General features: G+C 39.3%; 16 protein-coding genes. 4 read left to right on the top strand and 12 right to left on the bottom strand.

Annotated elements, in window-relative coordinates; genetic code table 11:
* The first annotated feature begins 2 nt into the window (after positions 1-2).
* Positions 3-674 (top strand): ABC transporter permease, encoded by a 672-nt coding sequence (locus FGQ66_RS00840; protein WP_016177242.1) that lies wholly within the window; start codon positions 3-5, stop codon positions 672-674.
* 62 nt (positions 675-736) lie between these two features.
* Here FGQ66_RS00840 and kimA read toward each other — a convergent pair whose 3' ends face one another.
* From kimA to FGQ66_RS00855, 4 genes are all read right to left on the bottom strand, one after another.
* The gene (kimA, locus tag FGQ66_RS00845) at positions 737-2560 is read right to left on the bottom strand and encodes a potassium transporter KimA (protein WP_005875369.1); all 1824 of its coding nucleotides are present in this window, start codon (positions 2558-2560) and stop codon (positions 737-739) included.
* A gap of 270 nt (positions 2561-2830) precedes the next feature.
* Positions 2831-3184 carry a hypothetical protein gene (locus FGQ66_RS15045; RefSeq protein ID WP_171024538.1) on the bottom strand — a complete coding sequence of 118 codons (354 nt, stop codon included), beginning with the start codon at positions 3182-3184 and terminating at the stop codon, positions 2831-2833.
* A 69-nt stretch (positions 3185-3253) separates the two neighbouring features.
* Complete coding sequence (locus FGQ66_RS00850; protein WP_138301415.1) at positions 3254-5959, bottom strand: YhgE/Pip domain-containing protein; 2706 nt, start codon at positions 5957-5959, stop codon at positions 3254-3256.
* A gap of 276 nt (positions 5960-6235) precedes the next feature.
* A complete protein-coding gene (locus FGQ66_RS00855) occupies positions 6236-7180 on the bottom strand; it encodes an NADP-dependent oxidoreductase (RefSeq protein ID WP_081133783.1) in 945 nt (314 codons plus the stop codon).
* A 168-nt stretch (positions 7181-7348) separates the two neighbouring features.
* On the opposite strand from FGQ66_RS00855, the gene rpsN reads away from it, so the two are divergent.
* On the top strand, positions 7349-7618 hold the full coding sequence (gene rpsN, locus FGQ66_RS00860; protein ID WP_005875366.1) for a 30S ribosomal protein S14: 270 nt from the start codon (positions 7349-7351) through the stop codon (positions 7616-7618).
* 164 nt (positions 7619-7782) lie between these two features.
* Here the strand turns inward: rpsN and FGQ66_RS00865 are convergent, their stop codons facing one another.
* From FGQ66_RS00865 to FGQ66_RS00890, 6 genes are all read right to left on the bottom strand, one after another.
* Positions 7783-8145, bottom strand: coding sequence for a type II toxin-antitoxin system PemK/MazF family toxin (locus tag FGQ66_RS00865; RefSeq protein WP_005875364.1), 363 nt, complete (start codon positions 8143-8145; stop codon positions 7783-7785).
* A gap of 10 nt (positions 8146-8155) precedes the next feature.
* The gene (gene alr / locus FGQ66_RS00870) at positions 8156-9277 is read right to left on the bottom strand and encodes an alanine racemase (RefSeq protein ID WP_113845162.1); all 1122 of its coding nucleotides are present in this window, start codon (positions 9275-9277) and stop codon (positions 8156-8158) included.
* A 15-nt stretch (positions 9278-9292) separates the two neighbouring features.
* Positions 9293-9643 (bottom strand): holo-ACP synthase, encoded by a 351-nt coding sequence (acpS, locus tag FGQ66_RS00875; RefSeq protein ID WP_005875361.1) that lies wholly within the window; start codon positions 9641-9643, stop codon positions 9293-9295.
* 129 nt (positions 9644-9772) lie between these two features.
* Positions 9773-11284 carry a degradosome RNA helicase CshA gene (gene cshA / locus FGQ66_RS00880; RefSeq protein WP_005875359.1) on the bottom strand — a complete coding sequence of 504 codons (1512 nt, stop codon included), beginning with the start codon at positions 11282-11284 and terminating at the stop codon, positions 9773-9775.
* Between the two features lie 321 nt (positions 11285-11605).
* Positions 11606-12958, bottom strand: coding sequence for a UDP-N-acetylmuramoyl-tripeptide--D-alanyl-D-alanine ligase (locus FGQ66_RS00885; RefSeq protein WP_138301416.1), 1353 nt, complete (start codon positions 12956-12958; stop codon positions 11606-11608).
* Between the two features lie 71 nt (positions 12959-13029).
* Positions 13030-14106, bottom strand: a complete 1077-nt coding sequence (locus FGQ66_RS00890; RefSeq protein ID WP_005875355.1) for a D-alanine--D-alanine ligase — start codon at positions 14104-14106, stop codon at positions 13030-13032.
* Positions 14107-14364: 258 nt separating this feature from the next.
* On the opposite strand from FGQ66_RS00890, the gene FGQ66_RS00895 reads away from it, so the two are divergent.
* Positions 14365-16110: an ABC1 kinase family protein gene (locus FGQ66_RS00895; protein ID WP_138301417.1), complete on the top strand. Its 1746-nt coding sequence runs from the start codon at positions 14365-14367 to the stop codon at positions 16108-16110.
* Positions 16111-16359: 249 nt separating this feature from the next.
* Here the strand turns inward: FGQ66_RS00895 and FGQ66_RS00900 are convergent, their stop codons facing one another.
* Positions 16360-16803 (bottom strand): YaiI/YqxD family protein, encoded by a 444-nt coding sequence (locus FGQ66_RS00900; protein WP_005875352.1) that lies wholly within the window; start codon positions 16801-16803, stop codon positions 16360-16362.
* Positions 16787-18160: a hypothetical protein gene (locus FGQ66_RS00905; RefSeq protein WP_138301418.1), complete on the bottom strand. Its 1374-nt coding sequence runs from the start codon at positions 18158-18160 to the stop codon at positions 16787-16789. The genes FGQ66_RS00900 and FGQ66_RS00905 overlap by 17 nt, the downstream gene beginning before the upstream one ends.
* 375 nt (positions 18161-18535) lie before the next feature.
* Between FGQ66_RS00905 and FGQ66_RS00910 the strand changes: the two genes are divergently transcribed.
* Positions 18536-19333, top strand: coding sequence for a hypothetical protein (locus tag FGQ66_RS00910; RefSeq protein WP_115236069.1), 798 nt, complete (start codon positions 18536-18538; stop codon positions 19331-19333).
* Positions 19334-19336 lie beyond the last annotated feature (3 nt).

A 19336-nucleotide genomic window follows, 5' to 3' on the forward strand; every position in this document is an offset into this window, starting at 1 on the left:
TAATGGAAAATATGAACTGGTTTCAACAATTCATCGTTTATTTTCAAGAAAACGGCGCCTATGTCTTTTCACAATTCATCCGCCACTTTCTGATTTCGATCTACGGTGTATTATTTGCAGCAGTCATCGGGATTCCAATTGGGATCATGGTTTCTCGCAAACGAAAATTAGCTAACTGGGTGATTCGCTTGGCAAATATCATCCAAACGGTGCCTTCATTGGCAATGATCTCTATTTTGATGATTGGCCTTGGATTAGGTGTCAATGTAGTGATCGTGACCGTCTTTCTTTATTCTCTATTACCGATCATCAAAAATACTTACACTGGGATGATCCAAGTAGATAAAGGAATCCTTGATGTTGGAAAAGGAATGGGGATGACAGCTACACAACGGCTATTTATGGTCGAACTTCCCCTTTCTGTGTCTGTTATCATGGCTGGGATCAGAAATGCCTTAGTCGTAGCCATCGGGATCACTGCTATTGGTGCCTTCGTTGGTGCAGGTGGCTTAGGGGATATCATCATTCGTGGGACCAATGCCACAGATGGTACATCGATCATACTAGCCGGTGCGTTGCCAACTGCTTTGATGGCTATCATTACCGACTGGGTCTTAGGAATCCTAGAACGCCGACTTGATCCAGCTGCGAAGACATCGAATAATCAAGGATAAAATATTTCTAAACAAAAAGTGTGGGCTGAAAGTATTTTTTACTTTCCCCACACTTTTTTCAATTATTTTTTCAAATGATAACTATACGTACTGATCACGATATTTTCTCGCCATGACAAACGCAGACGTAAACGCAAGCTTGTTTGGTTATGCAAGATATTTTGCCATCTACGGTTCGGTACAAACTGTGGAATCAAAACAGTCGTTGTATAGTTTTGTTTAGCAGCATTCTTACTTACAAGATCCACATAGCGGATGATCGGATTTTCGATCGAACGATAAGACGAATGGACTACGGAGAAACGAACATCTGGAAAATGCTTTTTAAATTCGGCTTCGATCTCTTTTTCCTTCTCCACATCTTCATCCAAGGAAACGTGCATCGCTACAACATAATCACCGATTGAACGCGCATAATTCAACGCACCGATATTTACTCGAGTCACATTTCCGACTAATACAAGTACTGTATTCCCATCGAAATCATGTAATTTCGCATCCGTTTCTAAACGAAGTTGCTCAGCTACTTTTTTATAATGATCGTGGATCTTATAGAAAATGAAAATGACGATCGGCATAATGATAAAGAACGGCCAGATATCGCCTAGACGATAAACAAACAAAATTGCAATGATGGCGTATGAGATAAATGCTCCTACGATATTTGCAATTGATTTTCCTAACCACTTCTTGCCTTCTTTTTTCCATTTGATGACCATCCCTGTTTGTGATAACGCGAATGGAATAAATACGCCGATTGAATACAATGGAATCAAGCGCTCTGTTGAACCATGGAAAATGAATAGCAAGATGATTGATCCAAATGCTAAAGTCATGATTCCATTAGAGTACCCTAAACGATCTCCACGATCTTGGTACATATGAGGCATGAATTTGTCTTTTGCCAAGTTAAAAGCTAGAACAGGAAAAGCTGAGAAACCAGTATTCGCAGCTACAGCTAAAATCAACGCAGTAGCAAATTGTAAAATGTAATATAAGATCCCATGACCAAAAACTGCTTGACCGATTTGAGATAATACAGTTACTTCCTTTTCAGGGACAATTCCGTACCAATAGTTGATAAAGGTAATTCCTACAAAGAAGAAGCCTAGAATCAACGCCATCATCGTCAAAGTTCCAGCAGCGTTTTTCGCCCGTGGCTTCTTGAAGAAAGGTACAGCATTACTAATTGCTTCAACCCCTGTCAGTGAAGATGAACCAGAAGAAAATGCTCGTAAAATCAAGGCAATGGACACACCTGGTACAGCAGCACCTGGTAAAGCTGTTGCATGTAACGGCATCGCACCTGTTAATATATTAAACAAACCAACAGCAATCAATAACGTGATGACGATAATGAACGTATACACTGGGAAGAGCAAGAATGAAGCCGACTCCCTTAACCCGCGTAAATTCAACATCATCAAAAGTAGTACGATTGCCACAGAAATTCCCACTTGATGCCCATATAGAGCTGGGATCGCCGAAGTAATTGCTTCTGCACCGGCTGAAACGGAAACTGCGACCGTCAACATATAATCGATCAATAACGACCCACCAGCGATCAACCCTGCGTTTTTACCGAGGTTCTCACTACTTACGACATAAGCGCCTCCACCATGGGGATAGGCATGGATAATTTGACGATAGGATAATGTTAATGAAATCAATAAAATAATGACAAATGCTGCAATTGGTAACGAATACCAGATAGCTGCGGTCGACAATGCAACTAAAACCACTACGATCTGTTCTGTCCCATACGCAATGGAAGATAGCGCATCTGATGAAAGCAGAGCAAGCGCCGCAAATCGAGTCAATTTCTGGTCATCGTTGTCAGCTGATTTTAACGGCTTACCTACTAACAACCTTTTTAAGTAATCCAATTTTTTTACTCCTTTACACACATATTTGCTTCAAATGATTATTATCGAAGTTTTATATTAAACAAGATGTTATAGTACGCTCACAAAATATAAAAGTCAATAAAGTTTATTAAAAATAATTGGAAAAAAGCAGAAAAAAATCAATAGTTTTTTTCAATCGTACCTTAAAGTGAAAAGCGCCCAGCTGATATACATCGTTACACCCTTCTTGTTAAAATATGTAACATGGCTAACTTTTAATAAACAGATGACTAGGCTACTCTTCATTCATCACATTTGGAAAAAGCAACTGAAAACTACCGTCTTCTTCGCTCGAAATCCAATAGTTTTCTTCATGTTTCTGATAATCAATATCCATGAAACAACTCTTTGAACGAAGCCCCTGTTTCTTAGACTATGAGGAACTATTTTCGTCTGGCCTACAATTCCAATCTGCTCTGTCCCTGTATCTTCCCCGATAATCGGCGTTTCAACGCTTGCATCTACGATAGATAATAAGCCCCGCCAAACAAAAATATGAGGAACTATTTTCGTCTGGTCTACAATTCCAATCTGCTCTGTCCCTGTATCTTCCCCGATAATCGGCGTTTCAACGCTTGCATCTACGATAATAAGCCCCGCCAAACAAAAATATGAGGAACTATTTTCGTCTGGCGGGGCTTATTACTTGATGCAGAGCAGCGTTGAAACGGCCTAATGGAATATATGGCTCTTGTGTGCTGCTTCTTTGAATTTGAGCATTTTTTCTTGTACGTATGGTGCTGCGGCTGTTCCTACTATGCCAAAGACTATGAATAGTGCGATCATGATCCAAATGGCTGGGATGGCGTTTGGCCAATAGATTCCTCCTGCTGATTCTCTCAATAGGTTGACCGCATGAGTAAATGGCAAGAATGGATTGATCATTTGGAAGAACTTCCCTGATACTTGGATCGGGTAGTTCCCGCCACCACCGGAAATAGATAGTACTAAGATGATGATCGCTAATCCTTTCCCGACATTGTCGAACAAGGCAGCTAAAACATAGACGATCATCATAAAGGCTAAGCCGATCAATACAGCAAATAAGACGCTGTAAACTGGATTTTGGACATCTACGCCTAATAAGAAGATATTTCCTAGTGTAACGATCAAACTTTGTGCGACCGCCATAGTTAGGAATGTCAACATACGGGCAACAAATTGTTCACGTTTTGTAAAATTGTTTCGATCTTTTTTCCCTAAATAATAATCTGTTGTAGCGACACTCGATAGTAGTACCGCACCGACCCATAAACATAACGCTGTATAAAACGGTGTACTTGCTGAACCGTTGTTTGCGATTGGATAGAGTGCATTGGTTTTTAGTTCTACAGGACTAGTAAAGAAGTCGCTCTCTTTTGTTGCATCTAATTTCAAGAGTTTGATTACTTCTCCAAGATCTACCTCTTGTTCGCCTTTACGGATCGCGTCAGCGGCTTTTTGGATACCTGCCTTGATACTTGGCCAGTCATTGGTTATCAGGTCAGCAGCGGCATTTACAGCTGTTTCCACTTGAGGCATTTTTTCATTTACTGTCGACATCGTTCCGGTAATTTCGTTTTTCAACGTAGGCCAATCATTTTGAATGAAGTCAGCAGCCAAATTTAGTTTATTGGCTAGTACTGGTAGATCATTGTTGTATAGGTCTGCGCCTTTGTTGATTCCATCAACGATCGTTGCCATATTGCCATTCAACATGGTATTGGCATCGTGGATTTCTTGCCCGATAGCAGGCATTTCTTTTTGGTATTTTTCTAAGATTGCTACTGCATTCGTCACAGTAGCTTTTGTTGAACTTAACAATGAATCAAAGTCGATTTGATCTGCTTTGCTTAATGCACCTTGTGCTGTTTCGATCGTACTGATTACTTGGTTCAAGATAGACTCAACGGTTGAACTAGCTTGGGCTGGGTCAATAGCCGATACAAGACTATTCACGTTTTTAGCAGCATCTTGAACTTGTCCTAATAATGTTTTGACATTTTCAATGTTTCCACTTTGAATCGCTTGATTTAATGCTGTCACGCGTTCTTGCAGAATGCTTAACACAGGTTTTGCGTTATTTAACGCATCAATAATGTTTTGTAGCTTTGTATTCCCAGCATTTTCTTGTAATTTTGTTAGGAACGATACTAATTGATCAATCGCATTTTGTTGTTCTGGAATGCTATTGGCAAAATTCGTTAACAATTCACCAATTTTTTGTTTTTCATCATCTGTGAGCTGATTGTCCGATATTGCCTGATTGATTGTTGAAGCTAACGAACTTGTCGTAGTCGCTACTTGTCCAATCGAATCAAGTGTCGTTTTGACGCTTGTGGTAATACCAGGTAGCGCGTCTTTTAGCTGATTTGCGCCAGTTTTAGTCTGTGAAGCGAGGTTATTGGCCTGCCCTTCCAGATTTTTGACATCTGGTAAAATATCTTGGACTTGTTGAATGATCGTTAAGCCTTGTTTCGCTTCATTGATTCCTTGGTTCATCGTTTCTTGGATCGATGAAAAGTCTCCATCGATTTCAGCTAATTGTTTTCCAGCATTCTGGATCTCCGGAATCTTTTGTTGCAAGTCTAAAATGATTTTCGCTTGCTCTTGTAGCTGAGGCATTTTACCGTTTAATTCAACGACTTTTTGCCCCATCTCATCGACTTTTGGTAAATAATCGATGAATTCATTGGCTTTATTCAATTTTTCTTTGATGTCTGGTAGTTGCTTTTGCAAGTCAAGTACTTGTTGCGTATACCCATCGATTGTATCCAGATTTTCATCTGTGGACAGGATCATTGATTTTACTTTGTTGATGCTGACAAGATTTGAATCAATGTCATAGCCGATTTCATTGAAAACTTTCAGCAAAGTAGAACTAGCTGTCTTGATGAATTCATCTGAAATCTGTGTTTGGATCGCGGTTGCTCCTTTATCTGTGATTTTCGGAGCGATGGCATTGATCTTTTCGTTCACTGTGTACTCGATTTTAGGTTTATTGATGTCGCCACTTGTAAAACTCAATAAGTCCTCAGAGAAATCTTCTGGCAGGTAAATACCTGCATAATATTCTCCTGAACGTACACCGTCTTCTAATTCTTTTTTTGAATCAACGAATTGCCATCCAAGTTGTTTATTGTCATGAAGTGACTTGATGACTTCTTTGCCAATTGCAATTTCTTTCCCTTGGAATTCTGCCGGCTTGTCTGCACTGTAGACAGCGATTGGCAGCTCCCCTGTATTTCCATATGGGTCCCATAATGCTTTGATATTGAACCATGCATACAATGAAGGGATAATCATAATCGCAATGATCAAAATTGTTGCAATTGGATTTTTAAAAATCCTTTTCCAATCAAGTAGGTATAACTTCAATGTATTTTTGATTGAACGCATAAATATCCCCTTTTTCTTTTTTTCAGCTGAATTACTTTACCATGTAAATCATGTAATTTTCAATTCTCTTTTTTCAAAAACAGCAATAATTTTGACACATAGCTGAAATTGTCCTATTCTACTCCTGCATAAATGAACGAATGATTAAATTTTACATGTTTTACTTTATCATTTATTGAAGAAGAAAGATATTTTTACGCCATACAGTACTAGAATTATGAAAAGTCTAAGGGTGGTATCAACAAATTTTCATAAAATTCCTAAAAACAGCAAATTTTAATCAAAAGTCAAAATGATTTTGCCTGTTGTAGAGTGCCCTTCTAATTGTTGATGTGCCCAAATCACGTTTTCTATCGTAGCCGGTAATTCTTTCCCCACAAAAATATGAAAATCACCATTTTGATATGCGTTGAATAAGTGAGTAAACGCTTCTTGGTCCTGATATTCTTTTCTAGGTATAAAAGGTTCATAGAATCCTGTCTTTTTTTGACGTAGTTCTAGGGAAGGAAGATCATTCAAGGCGATGTATCTTCCACCCTCTTTCATGATTTGGATACCAGATTCACCTTTTACGCTCCCTTTTGTTGCATCGATCACAGTATCTGCCTGATTTTGGAACTTTATCCCAGGATCTTCTTGGTCATATGCAGAAAAATCAGAAACTCCAAGTTGACGTATCTTTTCTTCATTCTTTTTAGAAGCACTGGCGAGTGTTCGGATTCCTCTTATATGAAGTAATTGGATCAAGCTAGTTCCTACCGCTCCCGATGCCCCTTCAATCATTACTGTATCGGTTGGTTGAAGATCTAGCAGGTGATTGATCAGATTGTAGGCGGTAATCCCCGGTGTGACGATTGCTGCCGCTTCTGACCAACTCATTTTTTCTGGGATTTTAGCCGCTTTCCCCACTGGTAAGACGATTTCTTCTCCATACGCTCCTGATATTGGGTGAACTGCCACTCGGTCCCCCACTTTAAAAGATTGAACATCCGCTGCTACTTCCGTTACGATTCCCGCACCATCATTTCCTAAGACATAAGGAAACGTCAATTTGCGTACTTCTTGCATGCTACCTGAACGCAAAGCAATATCATAAGGGTTGATTCCGAACGCTTTCATTTTTACCCGAATATGATTTGCGGTCAATTCCCTTGGTTCCGCAGTGATACGTTTAAAGACTTCTATTGCTGGTCCATACCCTGTAATCCCTAATCTTTCCATCTTCTTTGCACCCCTTTTTACTTTTAGTTTACGTTCCCTCGTTCCATTTGACAAAAAATGCGCCTTATTTTGAATAAATTCAAATAAATTGCGTTTATCTACTGTTTATGTTAAAGTTGCATTTCCGAAAACGAAACCTTTACGATTTATAAAAATGGAGGAAAGAATATGGCAAAAAAATCAAAAATCGCCAAAGTAAAAAAACAACAAGCTACGATCGAGCGCTATGCCGCTTTACGCCAAGAATTAAAAGCCAATAAGGACTATGAAGGACTAAGACAACTTCCTTTAGACGCTCGTCCGGAACGCTTAAAAAATCGTGACTTGATCGATGGACGTCCACGCGGCTACATGCGTAAGTTTGGCATGTCTCGGATCAAATTCCGTGAATTAGCGCATCAAGGATTGATCCCTGGCGTAAAAAAAGCAAGTTGGTAAGCCAATCTTGCAGTAAGTAAACAAAGAAACCTAGATTCAGGACACTTTCTCGTGTGTTTGGATCTAGGTTTCTTTTTGTTCTTCTATTTTTATTTTATCCGTTCGGTAAAACATACGCACGACTGAGCTTCATCAATCCTTTTATATGTAAAGGCGTAATGCTTTTATTTAGTGACAGGCGCCAATGCTTCGATGCCTACACTGATTTTTAATGCACGATCAACATCTGTCATGATCCCACGATCCAAATGACAGACTTTTTCTTTCAGTCTTGATTTGTCGATTGTTCTGATTTGCTCGAGCAAAATGACGGAATCACGTTCAATTCCTGTCCCCGTTGCTTTGATCCCTATATGCGTAGGTAATTTAGGCTTTGCCATTTTTGCCGTGATTGCCGCAACAATAATCGTAGGGCTAAAATGATTGCCTAAATTATTTTGAATGACTAAGACGGGACGGGTCCCGCCCTGTTCTGATCCCACGACTGGAGAAAGATCAGCAAAATAAATATCTCCTCTTTTAACCATAGGATTCTCCTTAATCTTGATATTCTCTAGGAATCCGTGTTCCTAGTACACAGGCTACTTCATAATGGATCGTATCGATATGATCCGCCACTGCTTGCATTGTTACTTCTTGTCCATGATTCTTACCGATCAAGGTTACTTTTGTTCCAATAGAAAATTCGTGAGGTAAACGCACCATGATTTGATCCATACAGACACGACCAACGATTTCACAAAAATTTCCTTCTACTAAAACTGAAAATCCTTGCATTTTCCGCAACCAACCGTCTGCATAACCAATAGGGATCGTTCCGATCCACTCTGCTTCGCTAGTCGTATAGGTCTTGCCATAACCAATACCTTCTCCTTTAGCCAATTGTTTCACTTGGATCAACTCTGATACTAATTCAAGTGCAGGCTGTAAAGGGTATGTTTCAGCCAACGCATGACCAGAAGGGTTCAGTCCATACATCGCCACCCCAAAACGAATCATATTGCCGATTGGTTCATCATGCCATAATGCTGTGGCACTATTGCTGACATGGATATATCTCGGTAATTCAGGCATTGCATCGATCATTTCGATAAATCTCTTTTGTTGTAGCTTCCAATAAGTATCGTCAGCTTGGTCAGCTGTTGAGAAATGGGTATAGATTCCTTCCCAGTGTAGCACAGAACTATGCTGAATGAACGTCACAGCGCTTACGGCATCTTTTGGAGTCGTAAAGCCGATTCTGCCCATCCCAGTATCTACTTTTAGGTGCAGTGAAAGAGGATGGTTTATTCCACGATCAGACAGGAACTCTGCCGCCTCATTCAACCATTCTTGGTTTCCTACAGTAATGGATAGATCGTGAGCAACAGCTAATGTCAGCGCATCGATTGGAATCATGTTCAATACTAGAATCGGCTGTGTAAAACCGGCTTCTCTCAATTCGATTCCTTCATCAAGGTTAGATACACAAAAACCGCTAGCTCCGCCAGCAACAGCAGCTTCAGCTGTCTGGATTGCTCCATGTCCATAACCATTTGCTTTTACAACAGCAAATAATTCTTTCCCTTTAGGTAATCGATCCACTTCATTTTTCACGTTTTCAGTAATAGCTTTTGTATGTATAACTGCTCTTGTAGGACGGTGCCAAGCGACAACCATATTTTTTCCTTCTTTCTACTCTTCTAAAATAATTTGTGCATAGGCGACTTCATCCGTATGCGTGATACTGACCCAAACTTTCCCACTATAAGGTGATTTTGTCACCACGGGCTGTCCTGCATCATTTTTTAAGATTTCGATTTCTTGAAAGGTCACTTTGCCAATGCCGGTTCCCCAAGCTTTGGAAAATGCTTCTTTGCAAGCATATCGCCCACCTAAAAATTCTACTTGCCGATGAAAAGGCAATTCACGAAATTGAGCGATTTCGTTAGACGTTAGCACACGGTCAATAAATTTTTGTTTTTCTTTGATGATCTTCGCAATCCTAGGTAATTCAACTGCGTCAATACCAATTCCTTTTATCATATACTTTTCTCTTTTCAAAAATTCTAGAACACTCTCATTCTACCAAATTCTCGCTATTTTACCACCAATATGTATAGAAATAACAAAAATGAAAGCTTCTCTTAAAAAAGAGAAACTTTCATTTTGTTATTAATCATTATTTGTGCGAATCACAAAACCACGTTTTTTATCGTTTTGACGTTTACCGCCATCTTTTTGGTGGCTACTGTTTTTGTTATATCCACCTTTAGATTTGTTTCCACGATAATTCCCATTATCACGGCGATTACGGTTATTGCCGCCACCACGTTTACCATTCTTGTTATAGCCTTTTTTCTGCATAGGCAATGGACGTTCTGGTGTGATTTTAACTGGGACTGCGTCTGAAGGATCTTTTGCTGTTGTTTTTAATAACAACGCTACTAGATCTTGAGCAGAATATTCTTCTAAAAGCTTATCAGCTGTTTGAAGATATTTATCTAACCCATTTTCTTCCAGTTTTGCTTCGATTTGTTCAATCGCTGCGCCTAATTGTCCTTTGAATGCTTCTTTTTCAGTAGGAGGACGCAATGTAGTCATACGTTTTTTCGTTAAGTTTTCAATGACATGAAGATAATCCATCTCGTTTGGTGTAACAAAAGTTACTGACATTCCGCCTTTTCCGGCACGCCCTGTACGACCGATACGGTGAACATAGCTTTCTGGATCTTGAGGGATATCATAGTTGTACACGTGCGTCACACCTGAGATGTCTAGTCCACGAGCCGCAACGTCTGTCGCAACTAAAATGTCTAGATGTCCGCTTTTGAATGAGCGTAATACACTCATACGTTTTTGTTGTGAAAGATCTCCGTGAATTCCTTCTGCTCGATAGCCACGAGCTTCTAGTCCACGAGCTAATTCATCCACACGTCGTTTTGTACGCCCGAAAACAATCGTTAATTCAGGTGATTGTACATCAAACAAACGAGTCATGATGTCAAATTTTTCATATTCTTTTGCACGTACATAGTATTGATCGATCAAATCAGCAGTCATTTCTTTTGTTTTGATTTTCACGTGTACTGGATCTTTCATGAATTTCACGCCGATATTTTTGATCGCTGGAGGCATCGTTGCTGAGAACAATAATGTTTGTCTTTGGTCAGGAACTCTAGAGATGATACTTTCGATATCTTCTAAGAAGCCCATGTTCAGCATTTCGTCTGCTTCGTCTAATACTAGTGTTTCAACAGTCCCTAATTTCAATGTGTGACGGTTGATGTGGTCTAACATACGTCCTGGTGTACCGACAACGATATGTGGACGATCTTTTAATCCACGGATCTGACGGCCGATATCTGCTCCACCGTAGACAGCTTGCACGCGTACGCGTTTGTCGCGGCCAAGACGGTAAAGTTCTTCTTGTGTTTGGATTGCTAGTTCACGAGTTGGTGAAATAACTAATCCTTGTAGTTCGTTACGATTTGTATCGATTTTTTCTAACATTGGCAAACCAAAAGCAGCCGTTTTACCAGTTCCTGTTTGTGCCTGTCCGATCACGTCTTTTCCAGACAATGCTAAAGGAATTGTTTCTGACTGGATTGGTGTTGCTTCTTCAAAGCCTGCACGCTCTACTGATTTCAATAATTCTGGTGATAATTCTAGTTCTTTAAATTTCAAATGAATCCTCCTATATGGTTGTTAACTGAGGATGTAGCTTAATTTTTGCTACCCCGTCGATTGTTCGGTCAAAGTGTTTGGTTCTTTTTGACAGTGGCCACGCACGTTTTTATCCATTCTTAGCCCCTGTGGCACCACCGAAAAATCACTTTGCGAAGTTTAGGCATTAGAAAAGCCAAACGGGTCGCGTTCAGCTTTATCATTATTATGACATCTGGCTCTAGCAATTTACATTATGATAAAACCAGTCCAATTTCTCTTCATCTTTCGGCAATAGGTTATTTTAGCATGATTTTTCATTTTCTGCAAGTTTACAGTTCATCATTTCATTTCCAATAGCTGTTGAACGACCTCATTCAGTTTCATACTATTGCTTCCCTTTAATAGAATACTATCCTCAGGGTGCAATTCTTCTTTGATTGCTTTGATCAATTCTTCTTTTTCTTTTTCAACATAAACGACTGATAATGTGGGATATTGTTTTTCTAAGGCTTCTTTCAGTGCGCGCATTTGTTGCCCATACAAAAAGACTACAGCATACTTATCGGGCTTGATATGTTCACTCATGCTTGCATGCATCTGCAAGGAATCTGGTCCCAACTCAAGCATGTCTGCAAGCACAGCGATTCGTCTGCCTTCAGAAGGGAGTTGACCAAAAGTATCCAGAACCAGGCCCATGGCGGTTGGATTGGCATTGTAGACATCACTTAAAATGGAGGCACCATTACCTGCTGTCAGCCATTCTGTACGGTTTTGTGTCACAGCGACATTTGCTAAACCAAGACGGATTTCTTCAATAGATAACCCAAAAAAGCGGCCTACCGTATAAGCAATCAGCGCATTGGTCACATTATAACTACCTGGAAGAGGGATCATAAAGTGGTCGTTTGCTACTTTAAAGTTTGTTTCTGTCTTTTCTTCTTTTTCAACAGTGGCATCGACATCTCCTGAACCAATCCCAAATGTTTGCACACGTTGTGTCAAATTCTTTGTGAGTGGTTTTAATAGCGGCTCTGCTTCTGGAATAATCAATAAACCGTCCGATGCAAGCCCATCTACGATCTCCATCTTCGCTTTAGCGATTCCTTCTCGAGAACCAAGGTTTTCGATATGCGCTTCTCCGATCATCGTGATTGCCGCAACTTTAGGGTGGGCTAACAAAGAAAGTGCAGTGATCTCATTGGCATGATCCATCCCCATCTCTAAAACGATTTTTTCTGTTTCGTCAGGCATATGCAAGATGGTGTAAGGTAAACCAATATTATTATTGTAATTTCCTTGTGTCTTGTACGTATGGAATTTTTGCGATAATACCGATGCAGTCAAATCTTTCGTAGTTGTTTTGCCATTGCTCCCAGTCACCGCGATAACATCCGCGCCAACCTTCTCTAAATAGTATTTTGCCAGATCTTGCATTGCTGCTAATGTATCTTTTACAATGATCACTGGAATTTCTTGCGGAGCTTTTGCTAGTTCTTTGCTCCACAGCGTAGCCGAAGCGCCTTGTTCAATTGCTTGCTGAATAAATTCATGCCCGTCCCTTGCTCCAGCTAAGGGAACAAATAGATCACCGGCTTTGATTTTACGACTATCAAATTCCACTCCAGTTATCTTACCTGATTCCTCATTCCCACTACCGACTGCTTGTGCGATTTCTTGTATCGTTAATTTCATAAAAACCTTCCTTTTCGCATATAAAAGCCAGAACAAGCGTAGTTGACACTTGATCCAGCTTCATTCTGGTTTTATTTATTTACTTCAAAAAAACTTTGGCGTTGGTTGAAGCGATTGATTCCTAGTTGGATCAGTTCTTCAATCAAATCTCCGTATTTTAAGCCCATGTTTTCCCATAGTAGAGGATACATACTAAATTGAGTAAATCCAGGCATTGTATTCAATTCGTTTAAGAAAAGCTCATTTTTATTTGTTAAGAAGAAATCACAACGGCTCAAGCCACTTCCGCCTAACATCGTATAGGCAAGTTTCGCATACTCCTGTGCTTTTTGATACACTTCTTCTGGAACTTCAGCAGGGATCTGCATTTCGATTTTATTATTGATGTATTTTGCATCATAGTCATAGAAAGCCACATCTTTTACTACTTCACCAGGTAACGTGGTGCGTACATCTTCATTTCCAAGGACTGCGACTTCGATCTCACGAGCCTCGATCCCTTGTTCAACGATTGCACGTGAATCATATTGGTATGCAGTCGCTAACGCATTTTGTAATTCTTCCCGATTTTCCGCTTTGGAGATCCCTACGCTTGATCCCATATTCGCAGGTTTGACGAACATCGGATAAAGTAAAGAGCCTTCACATTGATCAAAAACTTTTTTAGGATTTTCTTTCCATTGATTTTTCAATACTGGGACATAAGGAACTTGTGGTACTCCCCCGGCCTGTAAAATGTACTTCGTCATGATCTTGTCCATAGCACATGCACTCGTCAACACACCCGCGCCCACATAAGGTAAATTCAATGTTTCTAAAAATCCTTGGATCGTGCCATCTTCTCCATTTGGTCCATGCAGAACTGGGAAAACAATCGTTCCTTCTTCTTTGATTTCTCCAGGATTGATCACCTTTCCAGTAAAGCCGTCTGTTACTTTTCCACTTGGATCCCAAGTCAGATGCAACTCATCTTTGCTGGCTGGTTTTTCTGTTAACAATGGTCCTTTGACCCATTGACCATCTTTACTGATAAATATAAGTTGCACTTGATAATACGCATAATAAATAGCATTCAAGACTGAAAACGCTGAAAGAATCGAAACATCATGTTCTTCACTGCGTCCGCCATATAGTAAAGTAATCTTCAAAAGATTGTCCTCCTGTATTCTAAATCATTCAGTGATTTATTTCATATTCTAGCACAAAAAAGATGGTTGTGAAAGAAGCGTTTCGTGTTGAATCGTAGGAAAAAATGCAAGAAATAGATCCTCACTTTTTTTAGATTCTTGTCTAATAGTGATGATTTGCTGATTAGAAAAATCCGATTGAGGAATTGTAAAATATACCGTCAAGTTAGTTGTTCCTTTTTTCCTTTCCAGTTATGATAATAGAAAGGAGTGAGTTACATGTCAAAATCAACTTCTCGCAGCCGTTTAGCAGAAATCATCAAAATATTTATCAAATACAATGTCGTTCCTAACTTTGTCCAGCAAAAAAATCCTGAACAGGTGAAAACTGCCTTCGAAGAATTAGGACCAACATTTATTAAAATCGGTCAAATGTTATCTGTACGTGATGACTTGCTTTCAACTAAGTTTACAAAAACGTTCAAAACCTTACAGGATAGTGTCCCTAGTGATAGCTATCTAACCGTAAAAAAAACAATCGAATCAGAGTTGGACTTATTGATCGAAGATATTTTTGAAGAGTTTACCAAAGCTCCTTTTGCCTCAGCTTCTATGGGTCAAGCACACCATGCAAAGTTAAAAAATGGCGACACTGTGGTCGTTAAAGTCCAACATCCAAATATTGCTGAAGAGATCATGTTGGATCTGCAACTTTTTGAAAGAGCTCTTCCTTTGATCAAATACATTCCTGAAACTAGCGTAGTAGATTTGAATGGTGTGCTGCAAGAAGTACGACGTTCGTTGACGAATGAATTGGACTTTTTTAAAGAAAGTAAGAATGGCGTATTATTTTATGAAAAGAATGACCATTGGCAAGAGATTCGCAGTCCAAAAATCTATGAAGCTTTTTGTTCGAAAAAAGTGATCGTGATGGAAGCAATGCCTGGAGAAAATTTAAACCATTTAATGAACATAACAGCTGATGAACCACCACTCATTGAAGGGTATGAAAATCAGCAATTAAAACAAAACATCGCAAAATTATTAGTCGAAAATTTTATGAAGCAAGTATTCGATGATGGCTTTTTCCATGCAGATCCTCATCCTGGGAATATTTTATTCCATCTATTGACCCCAGATGAGTTGAGCCACAACCAAACAACCGAAACAAAAAAACGACAAAAAGAATTTCATTCGATCAGTGTGACAGCTACTTCTCGTGTCACGAAACAAGCTGCCCCTTATACGCTGAACTATATTGATTTTGGCATGATGGGCCAACTATCGCTGACACTTCGCCAACGCTTGACAGAAGCCGTCATTGCGTTATACACCAAAGATAATTATCGTATTGAGAAGGCTGTTTTACGGCTTTGCCAACAGGAAGGTTCTTTTGATGAAAGTAATTTCCATCAAGAACTGGCTACCTTTCTTGAACAATATACCGATTCTCCCATCGAAGAAATCGAGATCCAAGAGGTCTTTACTCAAATCGTTGTGATCTGCCACCAAAACAATTTACAGTTTGATCGCGATATCACTCTATTACTCAAAGCTTTTAGTACATTAGAAGGTGTGATTCGTGTGTTAGATCCTGAAATGTCATTGATGGAGATTGCCACACCATTTGCTCAGAATTATTTTTTCACTCATTTAGAAATCGAAGAAACGTTGAAGAAAACGGGATTAGACTTATTAAGCGGATTGAAAACTGCACCGAAACTTCCTCAACAACTGCATCATCTACTTGAGATATGGACCTCAGGGCAAGGAAAAGTGAATTTAGAGATCAAAAAGCAAGAAGATCTATTAAGTCGTATAGAAAACATGGTCAATCGGATCGTTTTCGGCGTGATCCTTGCTGCATTGATCGTAGGAGCCTCACTTTTAGTACAAGCCGCACCAGATGATCGTTTCAATGTCATCTCCATCTTAGGGATTTGTACCTATGCGATCGCCGCGTTAGTCATTATCTTCTTAGCCATCGATTCATTGATCCAGTTGTATAAGAAAAGAAAAAAATAATCTCCATACAAAAAAACGAGGTTGGGACAGAAGTGTTTAACTCCGAGAAATAAGCCGAAATTCACGAAAATTGCTTTTCAAATTTTTGTGAATTTCGGCTTATTTAAGAAGGAGTTGCTTCTGCTCCCACCGTTTATTCGGAGTTAGAGTCTGTGGCAAAACTGATTTTTAGTTTTGTCCCAACCTCGTTTTTTTCTTCAATTTCTCAAATCGAAACGACTTTTGTCTCAACCTCATGTTTAATTCCAACTATTTTTCCGCCAATGCTTGCTCAAAAGCAAGCCGAAAAGCTGCATGGTCTTCTTTTGTAAAGGGTTTGGGCCCTCTAGTTCTCAGACCAGCTTTTCTCATTTTCCCACTATGATACCGTTGCTCTAAAAGTGAACCAATGTTACTTTCATCAAATTCTTTTCCAGATTGATGAAAGACCCGTACACCTTTTGGCAAAACGAGTGATGCCAGACCATAATCTTGGGTGACTAAAAAATCTCCTCGATGAATCAAACCCACGATTTTAAAATCTGCACTATCTGTACCACGATCAACATACACGAGTTGCACATTTGAGGGATATTCTTTTGTAGTATAGTGATCGACACTTGTCACAATCACTACTTCAAGCTTTTTTTTGCTGGCTAAATCAATGACATCCTCTTTGACTGGTGATCCATCTCCATCAATGAATAGGCGCATGTTTTTCATCTCGCTTCCATAGTAAATAGACTGTGATAACGCCTAACAACAATAGGCCCACGTTTCCCCATTTGGCATAAGTCATCAATTGAACACTTGAACTTGGCACACTTAATTTTCCTGTTAATCGCAACAGCAAAGCTACTGGCTCACCCATCAAGCGAGCAATGATCAACATCCAAACCATCAACAAAAATTGATGCGTCACACTTCCCTTGTTTTGAGTAGTAAATTTTGTGATGATTCTGCGATCCATTGGAATTTCTGTCTCAATCTCATAGTATTCGTGGTTCAGCCAACTGCTAGCAACCGCATGCCAAAAACTGAGTAAAAATAGCCCTGGAACAAAGCCGTACGGCACTAAAAGAACGAGCAATGAAAGAAAGAGACCAGCAAGTTGGACAACAAGTGGTGTAGCTGAGAAACCTCGTAACAACCTATTGCCAATAAGTTTTGCTAAAATCATTCCTGCAATATATGGCAAGTACATGTCAATTGCCAAGCGATCAAAACCATAGACTCTTCCCACATAGATCGTACTGAATAAAAACAAGAAATTGCCTAGCATGCCATTTAAAAAGGTATAGAGATTCATCCATGTTGGCAGCTTCCAGTTTTTCTTCGCCCTGCCTAAATAAAAGGCTGCCAAAACAAATAACAATAAAAAACCATAAACCGCAATATCGAACAGTTCAGGATCAACTAGTAATCGCGCGTTACGTAGCAAAAACAAAAGGATGAAGAAACCAATAAAGAGAACAAATTCTTTGGTTGCTACTAAATTGGATTTGATGTCCTTGAAATCTAATTCATACCGCGGATAATGTCTAACCGTATGGTAAGCCATGATATAAAACAAGGTATATATAGCTAGTGTCACAACGATCTGCGTAGTACCAGGAAGAGCAATCGAGCGAAACAGCAAAATCAATAACAGAATAGCAAACGGGAATTTGTTGGCTGTCATATTCGTAAATCCCTGATGTTTTTCATGCGCATTCACAGTAACATTTGCCGGAACTAGCCATGAAGCACTCAAACCCAATAAAATACTTGATAAATAAAACAAAGGAAAATAGATAACTCCTAGAATGCCTAATAGCGAGCCTGCTCCGCCCATCAGTAAAGAGATCATCAATAAAGTATAGCTATCTAATCCAAACCGCAGACTACTGATTAAAAACAGCCCCGTCATACGAAACGTATAAAAAAGCGTAAATGGTAAAATGGATAGCCAGCCATTACCATCGCTTAAACTTAAAAATAAAAGATACGGAATCAAAATGACCGTATTACTTAAAATAAACGGCGTAGTTTGCGTAAAATTACGACCGAATTGTTTGATTTTTTCGTACATAAAAAAGCTCCTTAGCTACTTATTCAATTTTATAATTTAAAATCATTCTAGCATTAATTGTAGCAGAAACCAATTTTATAAAATAATCAAACCCTGTTACTAGCAAAACTGCAACCGAGGTTTTGAAATCAAACTTTTTTATACTGAAAAAAGTTGAACGAATCTGGCTCATTCGAACACTCGTCTTCCATGCCTTTAAGCCTCTCCCTTCAACCACATTAGGAAATCGTCCTATGTATAAATAGAAAAAATACCTTTCAAAAATTTCTTTTTTAGGAAAAAAGGAGATTTAAAGACTGCCTTTATTGAACGATGCTTCATGATAAAATGAAAAAACAGCATAGATACGTAAATAATCGTAAGGAGCGTGAAAACATGGAACTGTTAGAAAAAGAATCCTTTTATTATAATTTCAATGATCGCTTAATCGAACCTGTAGAGTGCGCTTTTTTTACAGAAGAAAATTACAAGGGGTACGCCAGCCATCAAGAAGCCGTCTTGGCTTACCTCACGTATATGAATCGGAAATGGTCAATCCAAGTACCTCAGCTCGTACCAGGATTAAAACAAAAGCTAGATCAAGTACCAGATGTAGAGATCACTTTGACGCCTGAAATAAAGCAAGCCATAGAGATGAGGGTCGATGCCCAGATTAAAGCTGACATGATAACAAAAGAAGCCACAGGCTTTCCCATATATGGCGAACCCGTGCAACAATATAGAGCAAGAATCATACGGGAACGAATAGGGTATAGAAAAGGTTGGGAAGCCGATGTTAAACAATTCCCTCAATTATATAAATTAACCGCAGACGTAAAACTTGTCTACATGGATGTTCCCTCTTTTGATTCTTATAATGGATTCCCTATTCGCGTGAATCCTCAAATGATGCAAGCTGTGGCACTCACACCGGAAAATTTTTTCGCGGAAGATGGAGAATATGAATCGGCTTTTCTTAGCTACGTTGGTATACAGCGAACACGCAAAGACTTTTGGAAAGTCAATGATCTCTTATTCCCTGATAAAAAGAATTTAGTGATCTACCAATGGAACAACGACTTTACAAATATCTATAATGATGGCAGAGAAGACGATGGGGCATTTTTATGGTCGATCTATGACCCTGAAAACAAACAATTTACCGTAATGGATATCGTGCTCATCATAGACTAAAAA

Source organism: Enterococcus sp. BSD2780061688st2 D3 (assembly GCF_005844145.1).
GTDB lineage: Bacteria > Bacillota > Bacilli > Lactobacillales > Enterococcaceae > Enterococcus_B > Enterococcus_B durans.